Origin of the sequence: Avibacterium endocarditidis (assembly GCF_002921145.1) — a bacterium.
Lineage (GTDB): Bacteria > Pseudomonadota > Gammaproteobacteria > Enterobacterales > Pasteurellaceae > Avibacterium > Avibacterium endocarditidis.
This window is the reverse complement of record NZ_PQVI01000068.1, coordinates 14767-34937: the sequence shown is the minus strand read 5'-3', so window position 1 is coordinate 34937 and position 20171 is coordinate 14767. Positions and strand designations below refer to the sequence as shown.

The window sequence follows — 20171 nt, the reverse complement described above, 5'->3', positions numbered from 1 at the left end:
GAAAATTACAGATCTCATAAAATAGATTAAAAAGGAGTGCATTATGAATGCTTATCTGGCTGAATTTATTGGTACGGCATTACTGATTTTAATGGGAAATGGTGTCGTTGCAAATGTCTGTTTAAATAAAACCAAAGGGCAAAATGCGGGCTGGATTGTGATTACTGCCGCTTGGGCATTTGCAGTTTATGTGGCCGTGGTCGTAACAGGGCCTTATAGTGGCGCACATCTTAACCCTGCAGTAACGCTTGGCTTAGCGGTCATTGGCAGTTTCGCGCCTTCAATGATTTTAGGCTATGTAGCCGCGCAAATTGCCGGGGGAATGTTCGGCGCGCTACTTGTATATATTTTTTATAAAGATCATTTCTCCGCCACTGAAGATCAAGGCACAAAACGCGCGTGTTTCTGTACAGAGCCAGCTATTCGCAACTATGCTAGCAATTTTATTAGTGAAGTGATTGGCACTTTTGTTTTATTATTTGTGATTTTCTACATCACTGGCGCAAGCCTGAATTTTCCAGAAGGAAACCCAACGCCAATTGGTTTAGGTTCGCTTGGTGCCTTACCGGTAGCGATCTTAGTGTGGGCAATCGGCTTGAGCTTAGGCGGTACAACAGGTTATGCCATCAATCCTGCCCGTGATCTTGGGCCTCGTCTAACCCTTGGCTTACTAGGTAAAACCTTAAACACGTCTGCGGATTGGCAATACAGCTGGGTACCTGTCTTAGGCCCAGTTACAGGGGCTGTGTTGGCAGGTTTACTGTACAACGCCTTAATGTAAACACGAATAGGAAAAAGGAAAGCGTTCAAATTGGGGATATTTGGACGCTTTTTTATGTGAGGCTAGCCTTATTCTTCTGCAATCTCAATCACCTCCACCCACTCATCATCTCTCACCCACCACCGAACATTAAAATCATACAATTTCATTCCATAAATACGATCAGAGGTTTTTCCTTGTTGATAAGCGGGGCGGGGATCTTGTTGTAGCACTTCTGTGATAAAACGCTGAAAATGTGGATATTTTGCACCGCACTTTATTAATTGCCCTTGAGCCTGTGGGGAAAAGCGTACTTGTAGCTTTGCTTCGGGTGGCTGTTGGGCAAAGCCTGAGTTGGCATTGGGTTCGCTGTCGGCATAGGCAATATAGGGTTTAATGTCAAAAATAGGGGTGCCGTCCACCAAATCGACCGAGCCTAAATGCAACAACACTTCGCCTTGATTGATTTCAATGCGTTTCAATTCCACTTTGGAAAGCCCTAAAGGATTGGGGCGATGTGTGGCGCGTGAAGCAAATACGCCAATGCGTTGATTACCGCCAAGACGTGGTGGACGAACGGTGGGCTGCCATTTTCCTGTAGGGATTTTATCAAACTGGAAAATAAGCCATAAGTGAGAAAATTGATCCAAGCCACGCACAGCTTCAGGTTGGTTATAAGGGGCGAGTAAGCGGATTGTGCCAATGCCGTCTTGCACTAAATTGGGCTGGCGTGGCACGGAAAATTTCTCTTTATAAGGCGTGTGAATAATCCCGATAGGGGAAAGGGTTAAATTAAGTTGCGACATATTTTCCTTAAACAGTTAAAATGGCGAAAATAAATGAGTACAATAGCCCATTCTGTGGGATATTTTACGCCAAAATCAGGATTTAGAAAGATAAGTGAAAAATATGGATAAACAAGTTGTTAAAATGTGGGTGGAAACCGCAAGACCAAAAACCCTGCCTTTAGCCGCCGCTTCAATTGTTATGGGGGCAGCACTTGCCTATTGGGATCATAAATTTAGCTGGCAAATCAGTCTGTTATGCTTGATTACCACCTTGTTGCTACAAATTCTTTCTAACTTTGCCAATGATTATGGCGATCACCAAAAAGGCAGTGATACCGCAGAGCGTATCGGCCCGTTGCGCGGTATTCAGCACGGTGTGATTAGTGCGCAGCAGCTGAAAAAAGGGCTTATTGCGGTGATCTTAGCAAGTTTATTTTTCGGTTTTCTGTTAATTGGCATTGCGTATCAAAGTTATGCGGATCTCTTGGCATTTTCTCTTTTAGGTGGGCTTACCATTATTGCCGCGATTACTTATACCGTAGGCGCAAAGCCCTATGGTTATATGGGGTTGGGCGATATTTCCGTGCTGCTGTTTTTTGGTATTTTGGGCGTATGTGGCACTTATTATTTACAAGCGCATCAATTAAATTTAATGATTTTTTTACCCGCACTTGCAACGGGGTTTTTTGCTACTGCAGTATTAAATATCAATAATTTACGCGATATTGAGCAAGATCGCAAAGTAGGTAAAAATACGCTTGCGGTGCGTCTTGGGGCAAAAAATGGGCGTATTTATCATTGTATATTGCTCGGCGTAGGCGCATTGTGCTATGTGATTTTTGCGTTGGCAAATTTCCATCATTTATTCAGTTTTATTTTCCTTTTGGTGTATCCTTTACTGGTAAAGCACGCCCTGTATGTTTATCGTAGCCAAGATCCCCTATTATTGCGTCCAATGCTTGGGCAAATGTCGATGTTAGCGCTTTTAACCAACTTACTTTTTAGTTTCGGCTTGCTAGTGGGCTAGCAATAGGCATATACTAGAACAATCATTTTCAGCGTAAAAAGGTGAACTTATGTGTATTGATACTTCCACATTGTGCGATGTTTATTTAGATCAAGTTGATGTTGTTGAACCGATCTTTTCTAATTTTGGCGGATTAACCTCATTTTACGGCAAGGTTACCACGGTAAAATGCTTTGAAAGCAATGGCTTAATTGCCGAGATTTTAGAAGAAAACGGTGAAGGTCGCGTATTATTAATTGATGGTGGTGGTGCAGTGCGCCAAGCCTTGATTGATGCGGATCTTGCTCAGCTTGCCCTAGATAATGGCTGGGAAGGAATTATTGTTTACGGTGCGGTTCGCCAACTTCAACAATTAGAAAATTTAGATATTGGTATTCAAGCCCTTGCGCCAATTCCAGTGGGCGCAAGTGATGATACGCAAGGGGAAGTCGATGTGCCAGTGAATTTTGGTGGTGTTACTTTCTACCCGGAAGACTATGTGTATGCAGATTTAACTGGCATTATTCTTTCGCAAGAGCCGTTAGAGTTAGAAGATACCGAAGAAGAATAATTTGATTAAGGATTAACATAATGGCAAGTTTTTCTTGCCATTATTTTTTGTCCTTATTTTTCCTTTTCTTATCCCTTTGTACGATTTCCCCAATTATTTTTCTGACCTGCCTCACAAAACCACAAATTTTTTGTTGCTTTTTATTAACAAGTTGATAACGTTAGCTTGTCTTTATGGCTAACCCAAAAAAGTTAGCACAAATAACAACCATAAAGAGGAATTACTATGAATGCAACATCAACTCAAACCACCTCACATCGCAATGGAATTATTCTTATTGCCGATATGGTGCTTTTCTTTATTTTATTGAATTTTCTGCCTTTCGATCCCAAAGCGAACAAAGGCTTAGCAATGCTGGCATTTATCGCCGTGTTATGGCTTACCGAAGCCTTGCACGTTACCATCACTGCGCTTTTAGTGCCGCTATTGGCCATTGTGTTGGATTTGGTTACCACCAAGCAGGCGCTGGTTGCCTTTGCTGATCCAAATATCTTCCTATTCTTTGGGGGATTTGCGCTTGCCACAGCCTTACACCAACAAAATATTGACCGTATGATTGCCAACAAAATTATGGCATTAGCAGGCGGACGTTTATTGGTGGCGGTGCTTTATCTCTTTACCATTACCGCATTTTTATCAATGTGGATGAGTAACACCGCAACCGCGGCAATGATGTTACCACTGGCAATGGGGATTTTAAGCCAAATGGATAAAGAACGTGAGCATAATACCTATGTTTTCGTACTATTAGGGATTGCTTATAGTGCAAGTATCGGCGGTATGGGAACACTCGTGGGTAGCCCACCGAATAATATTGTAGCCACCCAACTTAAACTGACATTCTCTGATTGGTTAGGTTATGGTTTACCTGTAATGATCCTGTTATTGCCAATAATGATCGGCACATTATATATGGTATTCCGACCAAAACTTAATCTTCACTTCAAACAAGAGTTTGAGAAAATTGAGTTTAATCCAAAACGCATTATCACCCTTGCGATTTTCGTTTTGATCGCACTATGCTGGGTATTCAGCAGCAAAATCAACCCAATGCTTTCTTCCTTACTAGGGCTTGAGAAAAAAATTGCCAGCTTTGATAGTGTGATTGCGCTCTTCGCTGCGGTGGTGATTTGTGCCACAGGAGTTGCTTCTTGGAAACAATTACAAAACAACACGGACTGGGGTGTGTTAATGCTGTTTGGTGGTGGTTTAACCCTAAGTTCCGTATTGCGTGATTCAGGCGCGAGCCGCATTTTGGCTGATGGTATCGTATTCTTAATTGAAGGCGGACATTTCTATCTCATCGGCTTATTGGTGGCAGCATTTATCATCTTCTTAACGGAATTTACGTCTAACACCGCAAGTGCGGCCTTATTAGTACCGATTTTTATCTCCATTGCACAATCTTTAGGAATGCCAGAGCTTGGCCTTGCGTTAATCATCGGCTTAGGGGCATCTTGTGCCTTTATGTTACCAGTCGCCACACCGCCAAACGCGATTGTATTTGGTACTGGCGAAGTGAAACAACGTGAAATGATCCGAGCTGGTATCTTGCTCAATCTCATTAGCGTATTTGTGATTGGTACAGTGGCTTATTTATTGTGGTTCTAAAATGATAAGGGCGAAAGCAACCTTTCGCCCTTATTTTCTTTTTCACATCGAATAAAAATAGCGGAGAAATCCGCTATTTTTTGTTATCCTAAGTAGCATTCAGATTATTTTCGGACAAGGTTATGACTTCCCACAACAATACCCACAAAAAACAGCAAGAAAATGCACCGCACTTTGCGCAAACTGATGTAGAACAGCTTAACGTAGATCCTATTGATAACGAGCAAGAAACCACCCATTTTGGCTTCCAAACTGTGGCGAAAGCAGAAAAACAAAAGCTCGTAGCTAACGTGTTTCATTCGGTGGCGGGCAAATACGATTTAATGAATGACTTGCTTTCTTTTGGCATTCACCGTGTTTGGAAACGCTTTACCATTGATTGCAGCGGCGTACGCAAAGGGCAGAAAGTGCTTGATCTGGCAGGGGGAACGGGGGATTTCAGTGCCAAGTTTTCTCGCATTGTGGGGGAAACTGGGCAAGTAATTTTGGCGGATATTAATTCCTCAATGCTCAATGTAGGGCGAGAAAAGTTGCGTAACCTTGGCGTGATTGGCAACATCAATTATGTGCAAGCCAATGCGGAAACCTTGCCTTTTGCTGATAACACCTTTGATTGCGTGATTATCAGTTTCGGGTTGCGTAATGTTACAGACAAAGACAAAGCATTGCGTTCAATGTTTCGCGTGCTGAAACCCGGTGGACGTTTGTTGGTGTTGGAATTTTCCAAACCGATTTTAGATCCACTCAGCAAAATATATAATTTTTATTCTTTCAATATTTTGCCGAAAATCGGTGAAGTGGTGGTGAATGACGGCGATAGTTACCGTTATTTAGCCGAATCAATCCGAATGCACCCGAAACAAGAAGATCTTAAAACAATGATGGAGCAAGCGGGGTTCGAGCAAGTGAGTTACTACAATCTCAGCGCGGGCATTGTGGCGTTGCACCGTGGCTATAAATTTTAAGCGAGCAAAAAATGAACTTCCTGCAACAATTAATGCTGCCACAATGGCTCAACGGTGCGTTGGAATCCTTACTCAATTATTGTTAAAACGCACCACACATAGCGAAATTTATTTACGCAAACTTAACGGCAAGGTGCTGAAAATCCAGCCGCAACAGTTTGATTTTTCGATATATTTTTATTTTCACCGCAACGTATCGACCTGCTCAATCGCTATGAGGGCGAGGTAGATTGTGCGGTCAGCCTGAACGCTCAATTATTATTCAAAATGCCGAGCAAACAGCAATTATCCCGCTATCTGAATGATCAATCTATTCAGCTTCAAGGGGATCTGCAAGTGTTGCAAGACTTCACCGCTCTGCTAGAATTTTTAGAAAAAGATCCTGCCGAACTGCTTTCTCCTTTTGTCGGCGATGTGATCGCACAAAGTGCGGTGGATTCGTGGTTTTTGTCAAATCGCAAAACGCAAATTGAGCGAAAGCCAACAATATTGCGGCGAGCGTTTAACGGAAGAATGGGCGGTGATCTCGCCAAGCCTTGCCATTGCAGATTTTTTGCGAGCAAGTAAAAACACTGGAAAAACAGACCGCACTTGTGGAACAAAAATTAGCTCAACTTGAAAAGAACCGAATTTAATCTGATGACTTTTAAAGATTTCAAACGTTTATACAAAATTATCCGCACTTTTTTAATTTACGGCATTGATGAAGCCTTGCCCCACAACGCCTATACGCGACCTTTGCGCTGTTGGCGAAAAACCTTATTTTGGCTACGCAATCAGCATAAAGATCTCGCCTTTGGTTTGCGTTTACGCCTTGCGTTACAAGAGCTTGGGCCAGTTTGGATCAAGCTCGGACAAATGCTTTCCACAAGACGAGATTTATTCCCCCCTGATATTGCTGATGAATTGGCATTATTGCAAGATCAAGTTGAGCCATTTGACGGCAAAATCGCTCGCGAACAAATTGAACAAGCCTTTGGCGGAAAATTAGAAACTTGGTTTGAAGATTTTGATGAAATCGCGCTCGCGTCCGCATCCATTGCACAGGTGCATACCGCTCGCTTTAATGCCGAACAACCCCTTGCGGGCAAAGAAGTGGTGCTGAAAGTGCTACGCCCAAATATTCAGCCACAAATTGATGCGGATTTGAGCTGGATGTACAAGCTGGCGAGTTGGATTCCCCGTTTATCAAGCGAAGGCTATCGGTTGCGGGCGGTGGAGGTGATCCGCGAATATGAAAAAACCTTGCGTGATGAACTGGATTTACGCACCGAAATGGCGAACGCCATTAAGCTCAAAGCCAACTTTGCCGATAGCCCGATGTTGTATATTCCTGAAATGTATCAAGAATTTTGCTATCGCAATGTGATCACAATGGAGCGTATTTACGGCATTCCCGTTTCTGATGTGGAAACCCTAAAAGCCAACGGCACGGATATGAAATTGCTGGCAGAACGTGGCGTGCAAGTGTTTTTTACCCAAGTGTTCCGTGATAGCTTTTTCCACGCCGATATGCACCCAGGCAATATTTTTGTTAATCCAAATCACCCTGAAAATCCACAATACATCGGCATTGATTGCGGGATTGTTGGACGTTTGAACGATAACGATAAACGCTATTTAGCAGAAAGTTTTGTCGCCTTTTTTAACCGTGATTATCGCCGCGTAGCACAAATGCACGTTGATGCAGGCTGGACGCCGCAAGATACTAATATTGATGAATTTGAACAGGCTTTCCGTGAAGTGTGCGAGCCAATTTTCGCCAAGCCCTTATCGGAAATTTCTTTCGGGCAGGTATTGCTCAATTTATTCAATGTGGCACGCGAATTTAATATGCAGGTGCAACCGCAACTGGTGTTGTTGCAAAAAACCTTGCTTTATATTGAGGGTTTGGGACGACAACTTTATCCGCAGTTGGATTTATGGGATACAGCAAAACCTTTTTTACAAAATTGGTTAGATGAGCAAATGGGCATTAAAGCGTTCGCCAAAAATTTAAAAGCCAGTTTGCCTTATATTACCGAGCATTTACCCCAATTCCCCGCGACATTAATGGACGCCTTGAAACAGCAAACACAAATTCGCCAACAGTTACACGAAATCAATAAAAAGTTGGCAAGACAGCAACGCTGGCAGAAAAAAGCCCTTGCGCTGATAATGGGAACGGTGCTGTTTTTGGGAACATTATGGCAATTTTCCGCTTTACCTTTATGGGAAAATATCGGTTTATTAACAGGCGGTGGAGTGCTTTGGCTTATAGCTCTGATAATGCCATAGCCTTTATCTATAGGCAAAATGTGGCGATAAATCAATAAAATGTGAAATAATGCAAATTGTCTATTGTTCAAGATGAATAAAAAAGTTATATTTTGGCACGATTTCATTAAGTTAGTTATAGGAGTAAAAAAATGGGTTTAGGTGGCGTAAGTATTTGGCAATTACTCATTGTTTTGTTAATTGTATTAGTTTTCTTCGGCACAAAAAAATTGCGTAATGTGGGTTCAGATTTAGGGACTGCAGTGAAAGGCTTTAAAAACGCAATGAAAGATGATGAAACAGCTGCAGAGCCGAAAAAAATTGTCGATGACGCACAACAAGCGAAAGCGGAAACTGTAAAAGACAAAGAACAGGCATAATCCGTGTTTGATATTGGTTTTTCTGAATTACTGTTAATTTCTATTGTGGGCTTAGTGGTGCTAGGCCCTAAACGCTTGCCCGTGGCGATTCGTACCGTGATGGGCTGGGTTCGCACCATTCGTGGCTTAGCGGCGAATGTTCAAAATGAATTGAGCCAAGAATTAAAATTGCAGGAATTACAGGAAAGCATCAAAAAAGCCGAACACCTTAATTTACAGCAGCTTTCTCCTGAATTGAGCCAAACGGTGGAAGAATTAAAGGCTTCTGCGGAAAAAATTAAAGCCAATTTAGAAGAAAAAGCGGCAAGCACGCAAACGTCCTTTGAGCATCAAGTGCAAGAGCAAGAATTAAAAAGTGCGGTGCAAAATTCTGAACAAATTGCACAGCAAGAAACCGCACATCACGACAGCACTCAAAGTGATACATCAGCAGAAAACGCACTTTCCCCTGCGGATATGGCAGAGCTTGCCGAGCAAGATGAATCTCAATTGGAGCTAACCAGTGCATACTATCCTGAAGATGATACCCTTGCTGATGTTGCCCCTTCAACAAAATCCCAATCAGAAAAAGCATAAAGGCATTTTATGACTGTTGAAGAAACCCAACCTTTAATTAGCCATTTACTTGAACTGCGTGATCGTCTATTACGTTGCGTGTTCGTGGTGGCGCTGGTCTTTTTAGGCTTGGTTTATTTTGCCAACGATATTTATAATTTTGTCGCCTCGCCATTACTCAGCGTAATGCCGTCAGGGGCGAGTATGATCGCAACCAATATCGCGACGCCTTTCTTTACCCCATTGAAATTAACGGGTGTTGTCGCGGTGTTTATTTCTGTGCCATTCTTGCTTTACCAAGTGTGGGCATTTATCGCGCCAGCATTGTATCAGCACGAAAAACGCTTAATTTATCCGCTGTTATTTTCTAGCACTGTGCTGTTTTATTTAGGCGTGGCGTTCGCCTATTATGTGGTGTTTCCGCTCGTGTTTGGTTTTCTTACCAAAACCGCGCCAGAAGGGGTTGCCATTGCCACGGATATTAGTAGCTACTTAGATTTCGTTCTCACCTTATTTCTTGCTTTTGGCGTGTGTTTTGAAGTTCCAGTGGCGATTATTTTGCTTTGTTGGTCTGGGGTTACCACTATTGACGATTTGAAGAAAAAACGTCCTTACATTATCGTTGCCGCCTTTGTGGTGGGAATGTTGCTTACACCGCCGGATATTTTTTCACAAACCTTGCTTGCTATTCCAATGTGCCTATTATTTGAAGTGGGGTTATTATTTGCGCGTTTTTATCGCCCGAAAGAAGATAATGACGACACGGGCAGCGACACCGACAGCAACGAGAGTGAAGCACAACAAAACAAAGAATAATTTCTTTCCAACCAGTTTTAGGGCAAACCAATGTGTTCGCCCCTTATCCTTATAACGAAAAGATTTTGGAGAATAATGATGACTCAACAAATTTTTACAGGCTTTCCTGCACGCCGTTTACGCCGTATGCGTAAGCACGATTTCAGCCGCCGCTTAATGGCAGAAAACAAGCTCACAGCAGATGATTTAATTTATCCGGTGTTTATTATTGAAGGTGAAAATTATCGCGAACCTGTGCCGTCAATGCCTAACGTGGAGCGTTTAACCTTAGATCAGTTACTTATTGAAGCGGGATTGTTAGTCAAATATGGCGTGCCAGTGATCGCCTTGTTCCCTGTGATTGATCAAAAGTAAAAAATCCCTGATTGGCGGAAGAAGCCTACAATCCTAATGGCTTAGTACAACGTGCGGTCAAAGCGTTAAAAGCAACTTATCCAGAATTGGGCGTGCTAACAGACGTGGCACTCGATCCTTACACGGTACACGGACAAGACGGCATTATTGATGATGACGGCTATGTTCTCAATGACATCACCACGGAAGTGTTGGTGAAACAGGCCCTTTCCCACGCCGAAGCAGGGGCTGATATTGTCGCACCAAGTGATATGATGGACGGAAGAATTGGCAAAATTCGCACCGCACTTGAAGAAAAAGGCTTTATCAACACGCAAATTATGGCGTATTCTGCCAAATATGCCTCGAATTATTATGGCCCATTCCGCGATGCGGTGGGATCTTCAGCCAATCTGAAAGGTGGCGATAAGAAAACCTACCAGCTCGATCCTGCCAACAGCGATGAAGGCCTGCAAGAAGTGGCATTAGACATTCAAGAGGGTGCGGATATGGTGATGGTAAAACCGGGAATGCCTTATTTGGATATGGTGTACCGCGTGAAACAACACTTTGGCGTGCCAACTTTTGCTTACCAAGTATCGGGTGAATACGCAATGCATATGGCGGCTATTCAAAACGGCTGGTTGAAAGAAAAAGAATGTATTATGGAAAGTCTGCTGTGCTTTAAACGCGCAGGCGCAGACGGCATTCTCACCTATTTCGCCAAACAAGTGGCAGAGTGGATTTACTTAGAAAATCAAGCTAAATAGAAGTCTAAGCAAATAAAAACATAAAAATTCCCCCCCATTCTTTTCGGTTTTAATTCTGAGTGGATAATTTTTATCATAATAGCTACATGCTATTGATAACGCATATAAAATGCAAATACGATTTAATTTTGCTTGACAAACTTATCCGTTATATAGAAAAATTTTGTCTTACTTGCTTAAATATGTTAATTACATACGCAAAGCATACAATTGTTGTATCTAGACAAAATCCAGAATGGCACTATTCAAAGTGCCATTTCTCTATTTAGATTTAAAAATTTACTTAGACCAATATTTATCAATTTCATTTCGGATAGCTTGCGCTGTAGCTTGACCTTTTTCTCCCACTAACGCACGCCCAGCAATAAAGGCTTTGGCGTTTTTGATATCTTTGAATAAATGAATATCCTCAGGCACAATCCCGCCTGTAATGGAAAGTTGTAACCCTAAAGATTCTAGTGCTTTCATTTTTTCAATATCTTCCGCTGTCCAACCTTTACCTGCTAATTCGGCATCACGAGAACGGTGATAAATCGCTTGAGTGACACCAAGATCAACCCACTGTTTAGCGTCTTCAAGTGTCCAGTTGCCGTAAATCTCAATTTGAATTTCTTTTTTCACTTTGAGCTCTGGATGAGCTTGGTTAAATTCATCTGCTACTTTTTTACAAGCTGCTTTAGTTGCAGGATGCGCGGCAGCAGAAACTGTTAGCCAATCAGCCCCGGCTTCAAAAGACATTTTTGCTAAAATCGCGCCACCATCTGTTGTTTTAAGATCACAGACTAGAATGTGATTGGGATGTAAGGCGCGTAGTGTGCTAACAGCTTTCATTCCCTCAGCACAAGCGAGAATTGTGCCAATTTCAATAATATCCACTAAAGCTTCAGCTTGTTTAGCATCTGCAACAGCTTTTTCTAATGAAAGAGAATCTAACGCAATTTGTAGTAAAGGTTTTGACATAATTTCTTCCTTCTAATTAACAATTAATTTGATAATGCTTGATCAATAACGAGATGGACATCTTCGGCACGCTGACACTGAAGTATTTTTTCTAAATCAACACCTGTTTCACTATTTGGATCATCGTCTTCTAATACTTGAGTTATTTCCATAATCCCTTGCATATGCTGATCAGAGTCGCTTCCTGCGAGAGTAATTAATACACTAATCGGTTCTTCTTCTCCTTCAAATTGCACAGGCGTGTCCAATGTAACTAAAGCAAAGGCTGTGCGATTTACACCATCTTCGGGTCTTGCGTGCGGCATAGCTAAACCAGGTGATAAAATAATATAAGGCCCCATTTGTTTGATCATATTGATGATGGAATCATAGTAACGAGGCTCTATTGCGCCTGAAGCAACAAGCATATCTGTTCCAAGTTTAATCGCCTCTTCCCAATTTTCCGCTTTCTGATGTAACTTGATTGAATTATTTTCAATTAATGATTGCTTTAACATATAAAAATCTCCAAAATTCCTACCGCACTTAGATAAAATGCGGCAGGATACACAAATTACTGATACTTCTTAATTAACGCTTTTAATTCATCGCCAAAGGAATTTGGGTTTAGCATATTTTGTACGCCTAGTACAGAAACGCGCTCTCCACCATTAATTTCATCGGCAAGGTGTTTAGAGCACACAATGATATCCACGCCATCTAATTTTCCTTTGTAATCAGTCACAGCGCAAGAATCCATAATATTGGCAATTCCTTGTTTATCTAAATAACCTTTAATTTTCATTTTCATCATCATTGATGAACCTTGTCCTGAGCCACATACCGCCAAAATGCGTACTGGATTTTCTCCCATTGGGCTTTCTGCTTGCACTTCTGCACCTAACTCTTGCTCAACCACATCATCATTGCCGTAGCCATCCATTTGTTCCAATGTTTTCCCTGCCGCAGCCGCTGCTGCTTCATCAGCTCGCAATTTACGAGAAGCAAAGAACATATAGACCATAGCAAGCGCAAGAATAACAAAGAAGAATCCCGGCACACTTACAATACCTTGTAAAATTGGTGGGAAAAATAATGCCCAGTCAGCCATTCCCATCCAACCATTAAACTCTGCACCTTGCGTAGCCAAAAGTTGGATTACCCACGCTGACCCCATTACCTCGACAATCCCCATCACAAAACAAATTTTCATCACTGCTTTCCAGCCACCAAATTGGTTCGCAAATACACCAATAGTCGCATTAGAGAAAAACATTGGAATAAAACCAGGAATAATTAAGATCGGAGAATTAAACCCAAGTAACAATCCGACTGCAACAAATTGACCAATCGCCCCCCAAATAAAACCAAATACCATCGCATTTGGCGAGAAGGCATAAATGGCAGCACAGTCAATCGCTAACACAGAATTAGGAATAAGACGTTCAGAAATTCCTTTGAAAGCCTCAGACAATTCAGCCACGAACATACGAACACCAGTTACAATAATTTGGATTGCAACAGCAAATTTTAGTCCCATTTCTAAAATATACATAGACCAATGGGTTTTGCCCGCCATTGCTTGCAAATTATCTAAACCAAAAGAGAGCAAGATAATCCCAAAGAATATCGTCATAACTAATGCTGTTGCAGAAATACTATCGTGGAAAATATGTAGCCATTTTGGCAACTTCATATTATCAACACTGTCAGTCTTATCCCCCAGTTTTGGCGCAACTTTGGTTGCGATCCAAGAAGCAATTTGTTGTTGATGTCCAATGGAAAAACCTGCTCCACCAGTAACTGCTTGAGTTGGTTTATACATAATATTTGACGAAATCCCCCAATATAACGCCATTAATACCGAAGTATAAATGACTGTCTCCCACATTGAAGCGCCAATGATCATATAAAATACCGCAACTAAACCAGCTTGTTGGAACATAATGTGTCCAGTTAGCATAATAGTGCGAATGCCCGTGAAACGTCTAAATACAACTAATAAGATGTTTAAAAATAATGCGCCAATAACAGCATAACCAACCCAACCATAATTGTCCGCCATAGTTTGGATGGTTGCCTGCATACTGGTATAAGGATCGATAACAGCCCCTGTCAGATTATGAAATTTAGAAAGCCCTTCAATTACAGGTTTGAAGTTTGTAACTAAGAACCCTGACCCTGCCTGCACGATCATAAAACCCACAATGGTTTTGATCGTACCTTTAATAACCGTAGTTGTATCTTTCTTTAAAAGAATATATCCCAAACACGCAACAATACCTAACAAGAAAGGTGCCTTAGATAAGACTTGCGTATTAAAAATACCGAAATAGTGCATTATTGTATCCATATTTATCCCCTTGAATAAACAATGATTATGAAAAGATGTTTTTATCTAACGCGACAAAAATCGTGACTATAATACTCAATTACAATCAGATAAAAAGATTATTTTTGACAATATGTGAGCAAAGTCACAAAAATAATCATATAAAATAAAATCACAACTAATAAAAATAAGGAAAGATATCCGTAAACAGAAGGATGCAATCAGATAAAACGTGATCTATGTCACAATTCGATGAAAATCATCTTTATTTACCCTTAATGATTATTTATGATTAAAAAAGATTAAAGAAGATAACAAACCTTATAGGAGTCGATTATGCCAAATGTAAATGAAATCACCCGCGAAAGCTGGATCTTATCTACCTTTCCTGAATGGGGAACTTGGTTAAATGAAGAAATAGAGCAAGAAGTTGTCCCAGAAGGTAACTTTGCTATGTGGTGGCTAGGCTGCGTTGGCGTCTGGATTAAAACACCCGGTGGAGCAAATTTATGTATGGATTTATGGTGTAGCCGCGGTAAATCAACCAAAAAAGTAAAAGATATGGTTCGAGGTCACCAAATGGCAAATATGGCTGGCGTGCGTAAATTACAGCCCAATTTACGCGCAGCACCAATGGTTATTGATCCTTTTGCTATTAATGAAGTGGATTTTATTCTCGCCTCCCACTACCACAGCGATCATATTGATGTAAATGTGGCCGCCGCTATTGTGAACAATCCTAAATTAGACCATGTAAAATTTGTAGGCCCGTGGCATTGCACAGAATTATGGAAAAAATGGGGCGTACCAGAAGATCGTCTAATTACAGTAAAACCGGGAGACGTAGTGAAAATTAAGGATGTTGAAATTCACGCCTTAGATTCTTTTGATAGAACTTGCCTTGTTACCCTTCCAGTGGAAGGGGCAGAAGAACAAGGTGGAGAATTGAAAGGGCTATGTCCGAGTGATGAAGAAATGGGACGCAAAGCGGTTAACTATGTATTCAAAACTCCTGGTGGCACAATTTATCACGGTGCGGACTCCCACTTCTCTATCCAATTTGCTAAACATGGAAAAGAATTTGATATTGACGTTGCATTAAATAACTATGGCGAAAATCCTGTCGGTATTGCCGATAAAATGACATCCATTGATCTACTTAGAATGGCAGAAAGTCTTCGCTGTAAAGTCATCATCCCTGTCCATCATGATATCTGGACGAACTTTATGGCAAGCACAGATGAGATCATTGCCTTATGGAAAATGCGCAAAGAACGTTTACAATATAAATTCCATCCGTTCATTTGGGAAGTTGGCGGAAAATATGTTTATCCAAGGGATAAAGACCTCATTGAATACCATCATCCTAGAGGTTTTGATGACTGCTTTGAGCAAGAGCCGAATATCCAATTTAAAGCCATGCTTTAAAATTGGTCATCCCCTGTGAAAGCAGGGGATTTCGCTCATTATTGCAGTAACTTCTAGTGATCATTAAGGAAATATAATGAACGAAAACTATCGACATAAAGCATTGCTCAATTTACTTGAAGAACGAAATGTACTGTCTACTGTTGAAATTATGCAATTATTAAATATCTCTCCAGCAACAGCGCGTAGAGATATTAGCAAACTCGATCAACAAGGCAAACTAAAAAAAATTCGTAATGGGGCAGAAGCAATCAAAGGAACCATTCCCCTTATTGAAAAAACAACCATCAATCACTTTGATGAAAAACAACGTATTGCGAAAGCAGCCGCGCAGCTATGTAAGAACGGGGAAAGTGTTATTTTAACCTGTGGTTCAACAGTGCAATTATTAGGTAAGCAACTAAGCAGAAAAGATGTCCAAATCATAACGAACTACATTCCTCTGGCTAATTACCTAATTGAATGTCGACACTCTGATCTAGTGATTATGGGAGGACAATATAATAAGGAAAAAGCAATAACACTCTCTCTTAACCAACAAAATGAAACCAATTACTCTGCACATATTATGTTTACTAGCGGTAAAGGTTTTACGCGTGATGGTCTATTCAAAACAGATATGATTATTGCCAACTCAGAGCAACAACTTTCCTCAAAAGCAGAAAAATACGTTGTACTACTAGATAGCTCGAAATTAGGCAAACAAGTAGGGATGCTATTTACCCAATTACAAGATATAGATTTACTCATTACGGGTAAAGAAGCCGATCCACAAATTATTGAACAGCTAACCTTATTAGGCCTTGAAGTTATTCTTGCGTAATAAACATAAGTGCGGTCAAAATTTCACTAATTTTATTAGGAAAACAAAATGAGAAAACACAAATTAGGCATTTATGAAAAAGCCTTACCTAAACATATCAGCTGGCAAGATAGACTTTCCATCGCCAAAGCCTGTGGCTTTGATTTTGTGGAAATCTCCATTGATGAAAGCGATGAGCGCCTCAGCCGCTTAGATTGGACAAAAGCACAGCGCCTTGAACTGGTGCAAACTATCATCAATACCGGCGTGACGATTCCCTCTATGTGCCTTTCAGGGCATCGCCGCTTTCCTTTTGGCAGCCACGATGAAACTACACGCCAAAAAGCCTATGAAATCATGGAAAAAGCCATTCAGCTGGCGGTAGATGTTGGTATTCGCACTATTCAACTGGCAGGCTATGATGTGTATTACGAAGAGCAAGATGAAGGTACGCTTGAGCGCTTTCATCAAGGGATGGAATGGGCGGTTGAGTTAGCAGCAAGTAATCAAGTAACCCTCTCTATGGAAATTATGGATACGCAATTTATGAGCTCCATTACGCGTTGGAAAAAATGGGATGACATTATCCGTTCCCCTTGGTTTACCGTGTATCCAGACCTCGGCAACCTGTCTGCCTGGAATGACAATGTGGTAGAGGAATTGAAATTAGGCATCGACAAGATTTCTGCGATTCATTTGAAAGATACTTATAAAGTCACAGAAACCTGCGCAGGGCAATTCCGTGATGTGCCATTTGGTAAGGGCTGTGTGGATTTTGTGACCTGCTTTAAAACCCTTGCTGAACTCAATTACCGAGGTGCTTTCTTGATTGAAATGTGGACAGAAAAAGCCCAAGAGCCGATTGAAGAAATCATCAAAGCACGCCGTTTTATTGAACAAAAAATGCAAGAAGGAGGCTTCCCATGTTAGCGGAATTACGCGAAAAAGTCTTACAAGCCAATTTGGCTTTACCAAAACACCACTTAGTCACCTTCACTTGGGGAAATGTCAGTGAAATTGACCGCACTTCAGGATTGGTGGCGATTAAACCTTCGGGGGTAGAGTATGAAACCATGACCGCCGATGATATTGTGATTGTGGATGTGAATACAGGCGAACGCGTGTGGGGAACGAAAAACGTCCTCTGATACCGCAACGCATTTGGAATTATATCGCCAATTTCCTGAAATTGGTGGCATTGTGCATACCCATTCGCGCCACGCCACCATTTGGGCACAAGCAGGGTTAGATTTAATTGCCGCGGGCACCACACACGCCGATTATTTCTATGGCAGTATTCCTTGTACAAGAAAAATGACGCCAGAAGAAATTGCAGGCGAGTATGAACTGGAAACCGGCAAGGTGATTGTCGAAACCTTCCGTAATCGCAAAATTGAGGCGAAAGATGTCCCTGCTGTATTAGTCCATTCCCACGGCCCTTTTGCTTGGGGAACTGACTCAGATAATGCCGTACATAATGCGGTGGTGTTAGAAGAAATTGGTTATATGAATTTATTCAGTCGCCAACTCAACCCGAATTTAACGCCAATGCCGCAAGAATTATTGGATAAACATTATCTCCGTAAACACGGTAAGAATGCGTATTATGGGCAGTAGAGAAAACAATAGATAGAGAAACCAAGCAGTAATGTTTGGTTTCTTTTTGAATCACGATAAAACCTAGAAAAACTAATCAAATTAATTGCTATTTTTTCATAATAAATCGGGTAGAATAGCCAGAGTTCAGTTTTACATTTGATAATTAGGAGAACAAAAATGTCAACTCGAAGAGAATTAGCGAATGCCATTCGTTTTTAAGTATGGATGCAGTGCAGAAAGCCAAATCAGGGCATCCGGGCGCGCCGATGGGAATGGCGGACATTGCAGAAGTATTATGGCGTGATTTTTTAGTGCATAATCCAACCAATCCAAAATGGTCAAACCGCGATAGATTTGTGTTATCAAATGGACACGGTTCAATGTTAATTTACAGCCTTTTACATTTAACGGGCTATGATTTAACCATTTCAGATTTACAACAATTCCGTCAATTACATTCCAAAACTCCAGGCCACCCAGAATATGGCTATGCACCCGGTGTGGAAACCACTACAGGGCCATTAGGTCAGGGCATTACCAACGCGGTAGGAATGGCGATTGCCGAGAAAACCTTAGCGGCACAATTTAACCGCCCAGGCCACGAGGTTATCGACCATTACACTTACGCTTTCTTAGGCGATGGTTGTTTAATGGAAGGGATTTCCCACGAAGCTTGCTCATTAGCGGGCACCTTAGGCTTAGGCAAATTAATTGCGTTCTATGATGACAACAATATTTCTATTGATGGTGAAGTGGACGGCTGGTTCACCGATAACACCAAAGAACGTTTTGAAGCCTATAACTGGCAAGTGATTGGTCAAATTGATGGACATAATCCAGAAGCCATTGCGGAAGCTATTAAACAAGCGCAAGCAGAAAAAGCGCGTCCAACCTTGATTATCTGCAAAACCACCATTGGTTTTGGCTCACCAAACAAAGCCGGCTCACACGACAGTCATGGTGCGCCATTAGGTGATGAAGAAATCGCTTTAACGCGTAAAAACTTAGGTTGGAACTATGCACCATTTGAAATCCCTGCGGAAATTTATGCGCAATGGGACGCCAAAGAAAAAGGCAAACAAGCAGAACAAGCGTGGAATGAAAAATGGACAGCATATAGCCAAGCCTATCCAGAATTAAGTGCAGAGCTTGAACGCCGTTTAAGTGGTGAATTGCCAGCAAATTGGGCGCAAGAAAGCCAAGCATTTGTTGAAAAATTACAAGCCAATCCAGCAAGCATCGCAAGCCGAAAAGCATCACAAAATGCCATTGAAGCCTATGCCCCATTATTGCCAGAGTTTTTAGGTGGTTCGGCAGATTTAGCAGGCTCAAACTTAACCTTATGGTCAGGTTCTCGCCCTATTCGTGCGACAGAAAATCAAGATGGTAACTACATCAACTACGGCGTGCGTGAATTTGGTATGTCTGCCATTATGAACGGGATTGCCTTACACGGTGGTTTCATTCCTTATGGCGCAACCTTCTTAATGTTTATGGAATATGCCCATAATGCAGTGAGAATGGCGGCGTTAATGAAACAACGCGTGCTTTTCGTTTATACCCACGATTCTATCGGCTTAGGGGAAGACGGCCCGACACACCAACCTGTGGAGCAAACGGCGTCATTACGTTTAATTCCAAATTTAGAAACGTGGCGTCCGTGTGACCAAGTGGAATCAGCGGTTGCGTGGAAAGCAGCGGTTGAGCGTAAAGATGGCCCGAGTGCGATGATTTTCAGTCGTCAAAATCTTACTCAAATGGACAGAACCCCTGCACAATTGGCTGATGTGGCGCGCGGTGGTTATATCTTAACCGATAGTGAAGGTACACCAGATTTAATCTTTATCGCAACGGGTTCTGAAGTAGAATTAGTGATGAAAGCGGCGGAGCAACTTCGTCAAGAAGGTAAAAAAATCCGTGTGGTATCAATGCCTTCCACAAACGTGTTTGACAAACAAGATGAAGCCTACCGCGAAAGCGTATTGCCAAGCAGCGTAACCAAACGTGTTGCAGTTGAAGCGGGCATTAGCGAGTTTTGGTACAAATACGTTGGCTTCGGCGGACGCATTGTGGGAATGAACAGCTTCGGCGAATCCGCTCCTGCTGGTGAATTATTCAAACTCTTCGGCTTCACCGTAGAAAACGTGGTGGCTAAAGCGAAAGAAATTTTATAATTTTCCACCGCACTTTATCTTGATAAAAACCTTGAGTTTTGGCTCAAGGTTTTTTTTGTCTGTATATAAAGTATTTGATTTATTCT

The 20171-nt window shown here is 41.6% G+C and carries 17 protein-coding genes and 3 pseudogenes; 16 read left to right on the top strand and 4 right to left on the bottom strand.

Going from position 1 to position 20171, the window contains the following annotated elements; all coding sequences use genetic code 11:
- Positions 1-43: 43 nt before the first annotated feature.
- Entirely contained in the window at positions 44-781 is a 738-nt protein-coding gene (locus C3Z13_RS05365; RefSeq protein ID WP_103855246.1) for an MIP/aquaporin family protein, read from the top strand.
- 68 nt (positions 782-849) lie between these two features.
- On the opposite strand, the gene tsaA is transcribed toward C3Z13_RS05365, so the two are convergent.
- Positions 850-1566 (bottom strand): tRNA (N6-threonylcarbamoyladenosine(37)-N6)-methyltransferase TrmO, encoded by a 717-nt coding sequence (gene tsaA / locus C3Z13_RS05360; RefSeq protein WP_103855245.1) that lies wholly within the window; start codon positions 1564-1566, stop codon positions 850-852.
- A gap of 103 nt (positions 1567-1669) precedes the next feature.
- Between tsaA and C3Z13_RS05355 the strand changes: the two genes are divergently transcribed.
- From C3Z13_RS05355 to hemB, 10 genes and pseudogenes are all read left to right on the top strand, one after another.
- Entirely contained in the window at positions 1670-2575 is a 906-nt protein-coding gene (locus C3Z13_RS05355) for a 1,4-dihydroxy-2-naphthoate polyprenyltransferase (RefSeq protein WP_103855244.1), read from the top strand.
- A 49-nt stretch (positions 2576-2624) separates the two neighbouring features.
- Positions 2625-3125 carry a ribonuclease E activity regulator RraA gene (rraA, locus tag C3Z13_RS05350; protein ID WP_103855243.1) on the top strand — a complete coding sequence of 167 codons (501 nt, stop codon included), beginning with the start codon at positions 2625-2627 and terminating at the stop codon, positions 3123-3125.
- Positions 3126-3350: 225 nt separating this feature from the next.
- Entirely contained in the window at positions 3351-4736 is a 1386-nt protein-coding gene (locus C3Z13_RS05345) for a DASS family sodium-coupled anion symporter (protein WP_103855242.1), read from the top strand.
- Positions 4737-4858: 122 nt separating this feature from the next.
- Positions 4859-5701 (top strand): bifunctional demethylmenaquinone methyltransferase/2-methoxy-6-polyprenyl-1,4-benzoquinol methylase UbiE, encoded by an 843-nt coding sequence (gene ubiE / locus C3Z13_RS05340; RefSeq protein ID WP_245872564.1) that lies wholly within the window; start codon positions 4859-4861, stop codon positions 5699-5701.
- A 171-nt stretch (positions 5702-5872) separates the two neighbouring features.
- Entirely contained in the window at positions 5873-6268 is a 396-nt protein-coding gene (locus C3Z13_RS12250) for a ubiquinone biosynthesis accessory factor UbiJ (protein ID WP_342750348.1), read from the top strand.
- Positions 6269-6340: 72 nt separating this feature from the next.
- Entirely contained in the window at positions 6341-7978 is a 1638-nt protein-coding gene (gene ubiB, locus C3Z13_RS05330; protein WP_103855254.1) for a ubiquinone biosynthesis regulatory protein kinase UbiB, read from the top strand.
- A 131-nt stretch (positions 7979-8109) separates the two neighbouring features.
- The gene (gene tatA / locus C3Z13_RS05325; protein WP_103855241.1) at positions 8110-8337 is read left to right on the top strand and encodes a Sec-independent protein translocase subunit TatA; all 228 of its coding nucleotides are present in this window, start codon (positions 8110-8112) and stop codon (positions 8335-8337) included.
- 3 nt (positions 8338-8340) lie between these two features.
- Entirely contained in the window at positions 8341-8913 is a 573-nt protein-coding gene (gene tatB, locus C3Z13_RS05320; protein WP_103855240.1) for a Sec-independent protein translocase protein TatB, read from the top strand.
- Positions 8914-8922: 9 nt separating this feature from the next.
- Positions 8923-9708, top strand: coding sequence for a twin-arginine translocase subunit TatC (gene tatC / locus C3Z13_RS05315; RefSeq protein WP_103855239.1), 786 nt, complete (start codon positions 8923-8925; stop codon positions 9706-9708).
- A gap of 78 nt (positions 9709-9786) precedes the next feature.
- Positions 9787-10811 (top strand): annotated as a pseudogene (gene hemB, locus C3Z13_RS05310) (porphobilinogen synthase).
- A gap of 279 nt (positions 10812-11090) precedes the next feature.
- Here hemB and C3Z13_RS05305 read toward each other — a convergent pair.
- From C3Z13_RS05305 to C3Z13_RS05295, 3 genes are read right to left on the bottom strand one after another with little or no spacing between them, the layout of a single operon-like run.
- Complete coding sequence (locus tag C3Z13_RS05305; RefSeq protein ID WP_103855238.1) at positions 11091-11771, bottom strand: 3-keto-L-gulonate-6-phosphate decarboxylase UlaD; 681 nt, start codon at positions 11769-11771, stop codon at positions 11091-11093.
- Positions 11772-11794: 23 nt separating this feature from the next.
- Complete coding sequence (locus C3Z13_RS05300) at positions 11795-12268, bottom strand: PTS sugar transporter subunit IIA (protein ID WP_103855237.1); 474 nt, start codon at positions 12266-12268, stop codon at positions 11795-11797.
- A 56-nt stretch (positions 12269-12324) separates the two neighbouring features.
- Positions 12325-14103, bottom strand: a complete 1779-nt coding sequence (locus C3Z13_RS05295) for a PTS ascorbate-specific subunit IIBC (RefSeq protein ID WP_103855236.1) — start codon at positions 14101-14103, stop codon at positions 12325-12327.
- Positions 14104-14418: 315 nt separating this feature from the next.
- Here C3Z13_RS05295 and ulaG point away from each other — a divergent pair, with 315 nt between their 5' ends.
- The 5 genes and pseudogenes from ulaG to tkt all read left to right on the top strand — a co-directional run bounded on the left by ulaG (position 14419) and on the right by tkt (position 20085).
- The gene (ulaG, locus tag C3Z13_RS05290) at positions 14419-15510 is read left to right on the top strand and encodes an L-ascorbate 6-phosphate lactonase (protein ID WP_103855235.1); all 1092 of its coding nucleotides are present in this window, start codon (positions 14419-14421) and stop codon (positions 15508-15510) included.
- Between the two features lie 76 nt (positions 15511-15586).
- Positions 15587-16333, top strand: a complete 747-nt coding sequence (gene ulaR / locus C3Z13_RS05285) for an HTH-type transcriptional regulator UlaR (protein WP_103855234.1) — start codon at positions 15587-15589, stop codon at positions 16331-16333.
- Between the two features lie 48 nt (positions 16334-16381).
- On the top strand, positions 16382-17242 hold the full coding sequence (locus C3Z13_RS05280; RefSeq protein WP_103855233.1) for an L-ribulose-5-phosphate 3-epimerase: 861 nt from the start codon (positions 16382-16384) through the stop codon (positions 17240-17242).
- Positions 17236-17929, top strand: a pseudogene (gene araD / locus C3Z13_RS05275) (L-ribulose-5-phosphate 4-epimerase). The gene C3Z13_RS05280 and the pseudogene araD overlap by 7 nt, the downstream one beginning before the upstream one ends.
- A 159-nt stretch (positions 17930-18088) precedes the next feature.
- Positions 18089-20085 (top strand): annotated as a pseudogene (tkt, locus tag C3Z13_RS05270) (transketolase).
- The last annotated feature ends 86 nt before the right edge of the window (positions 20086-20171 follow it).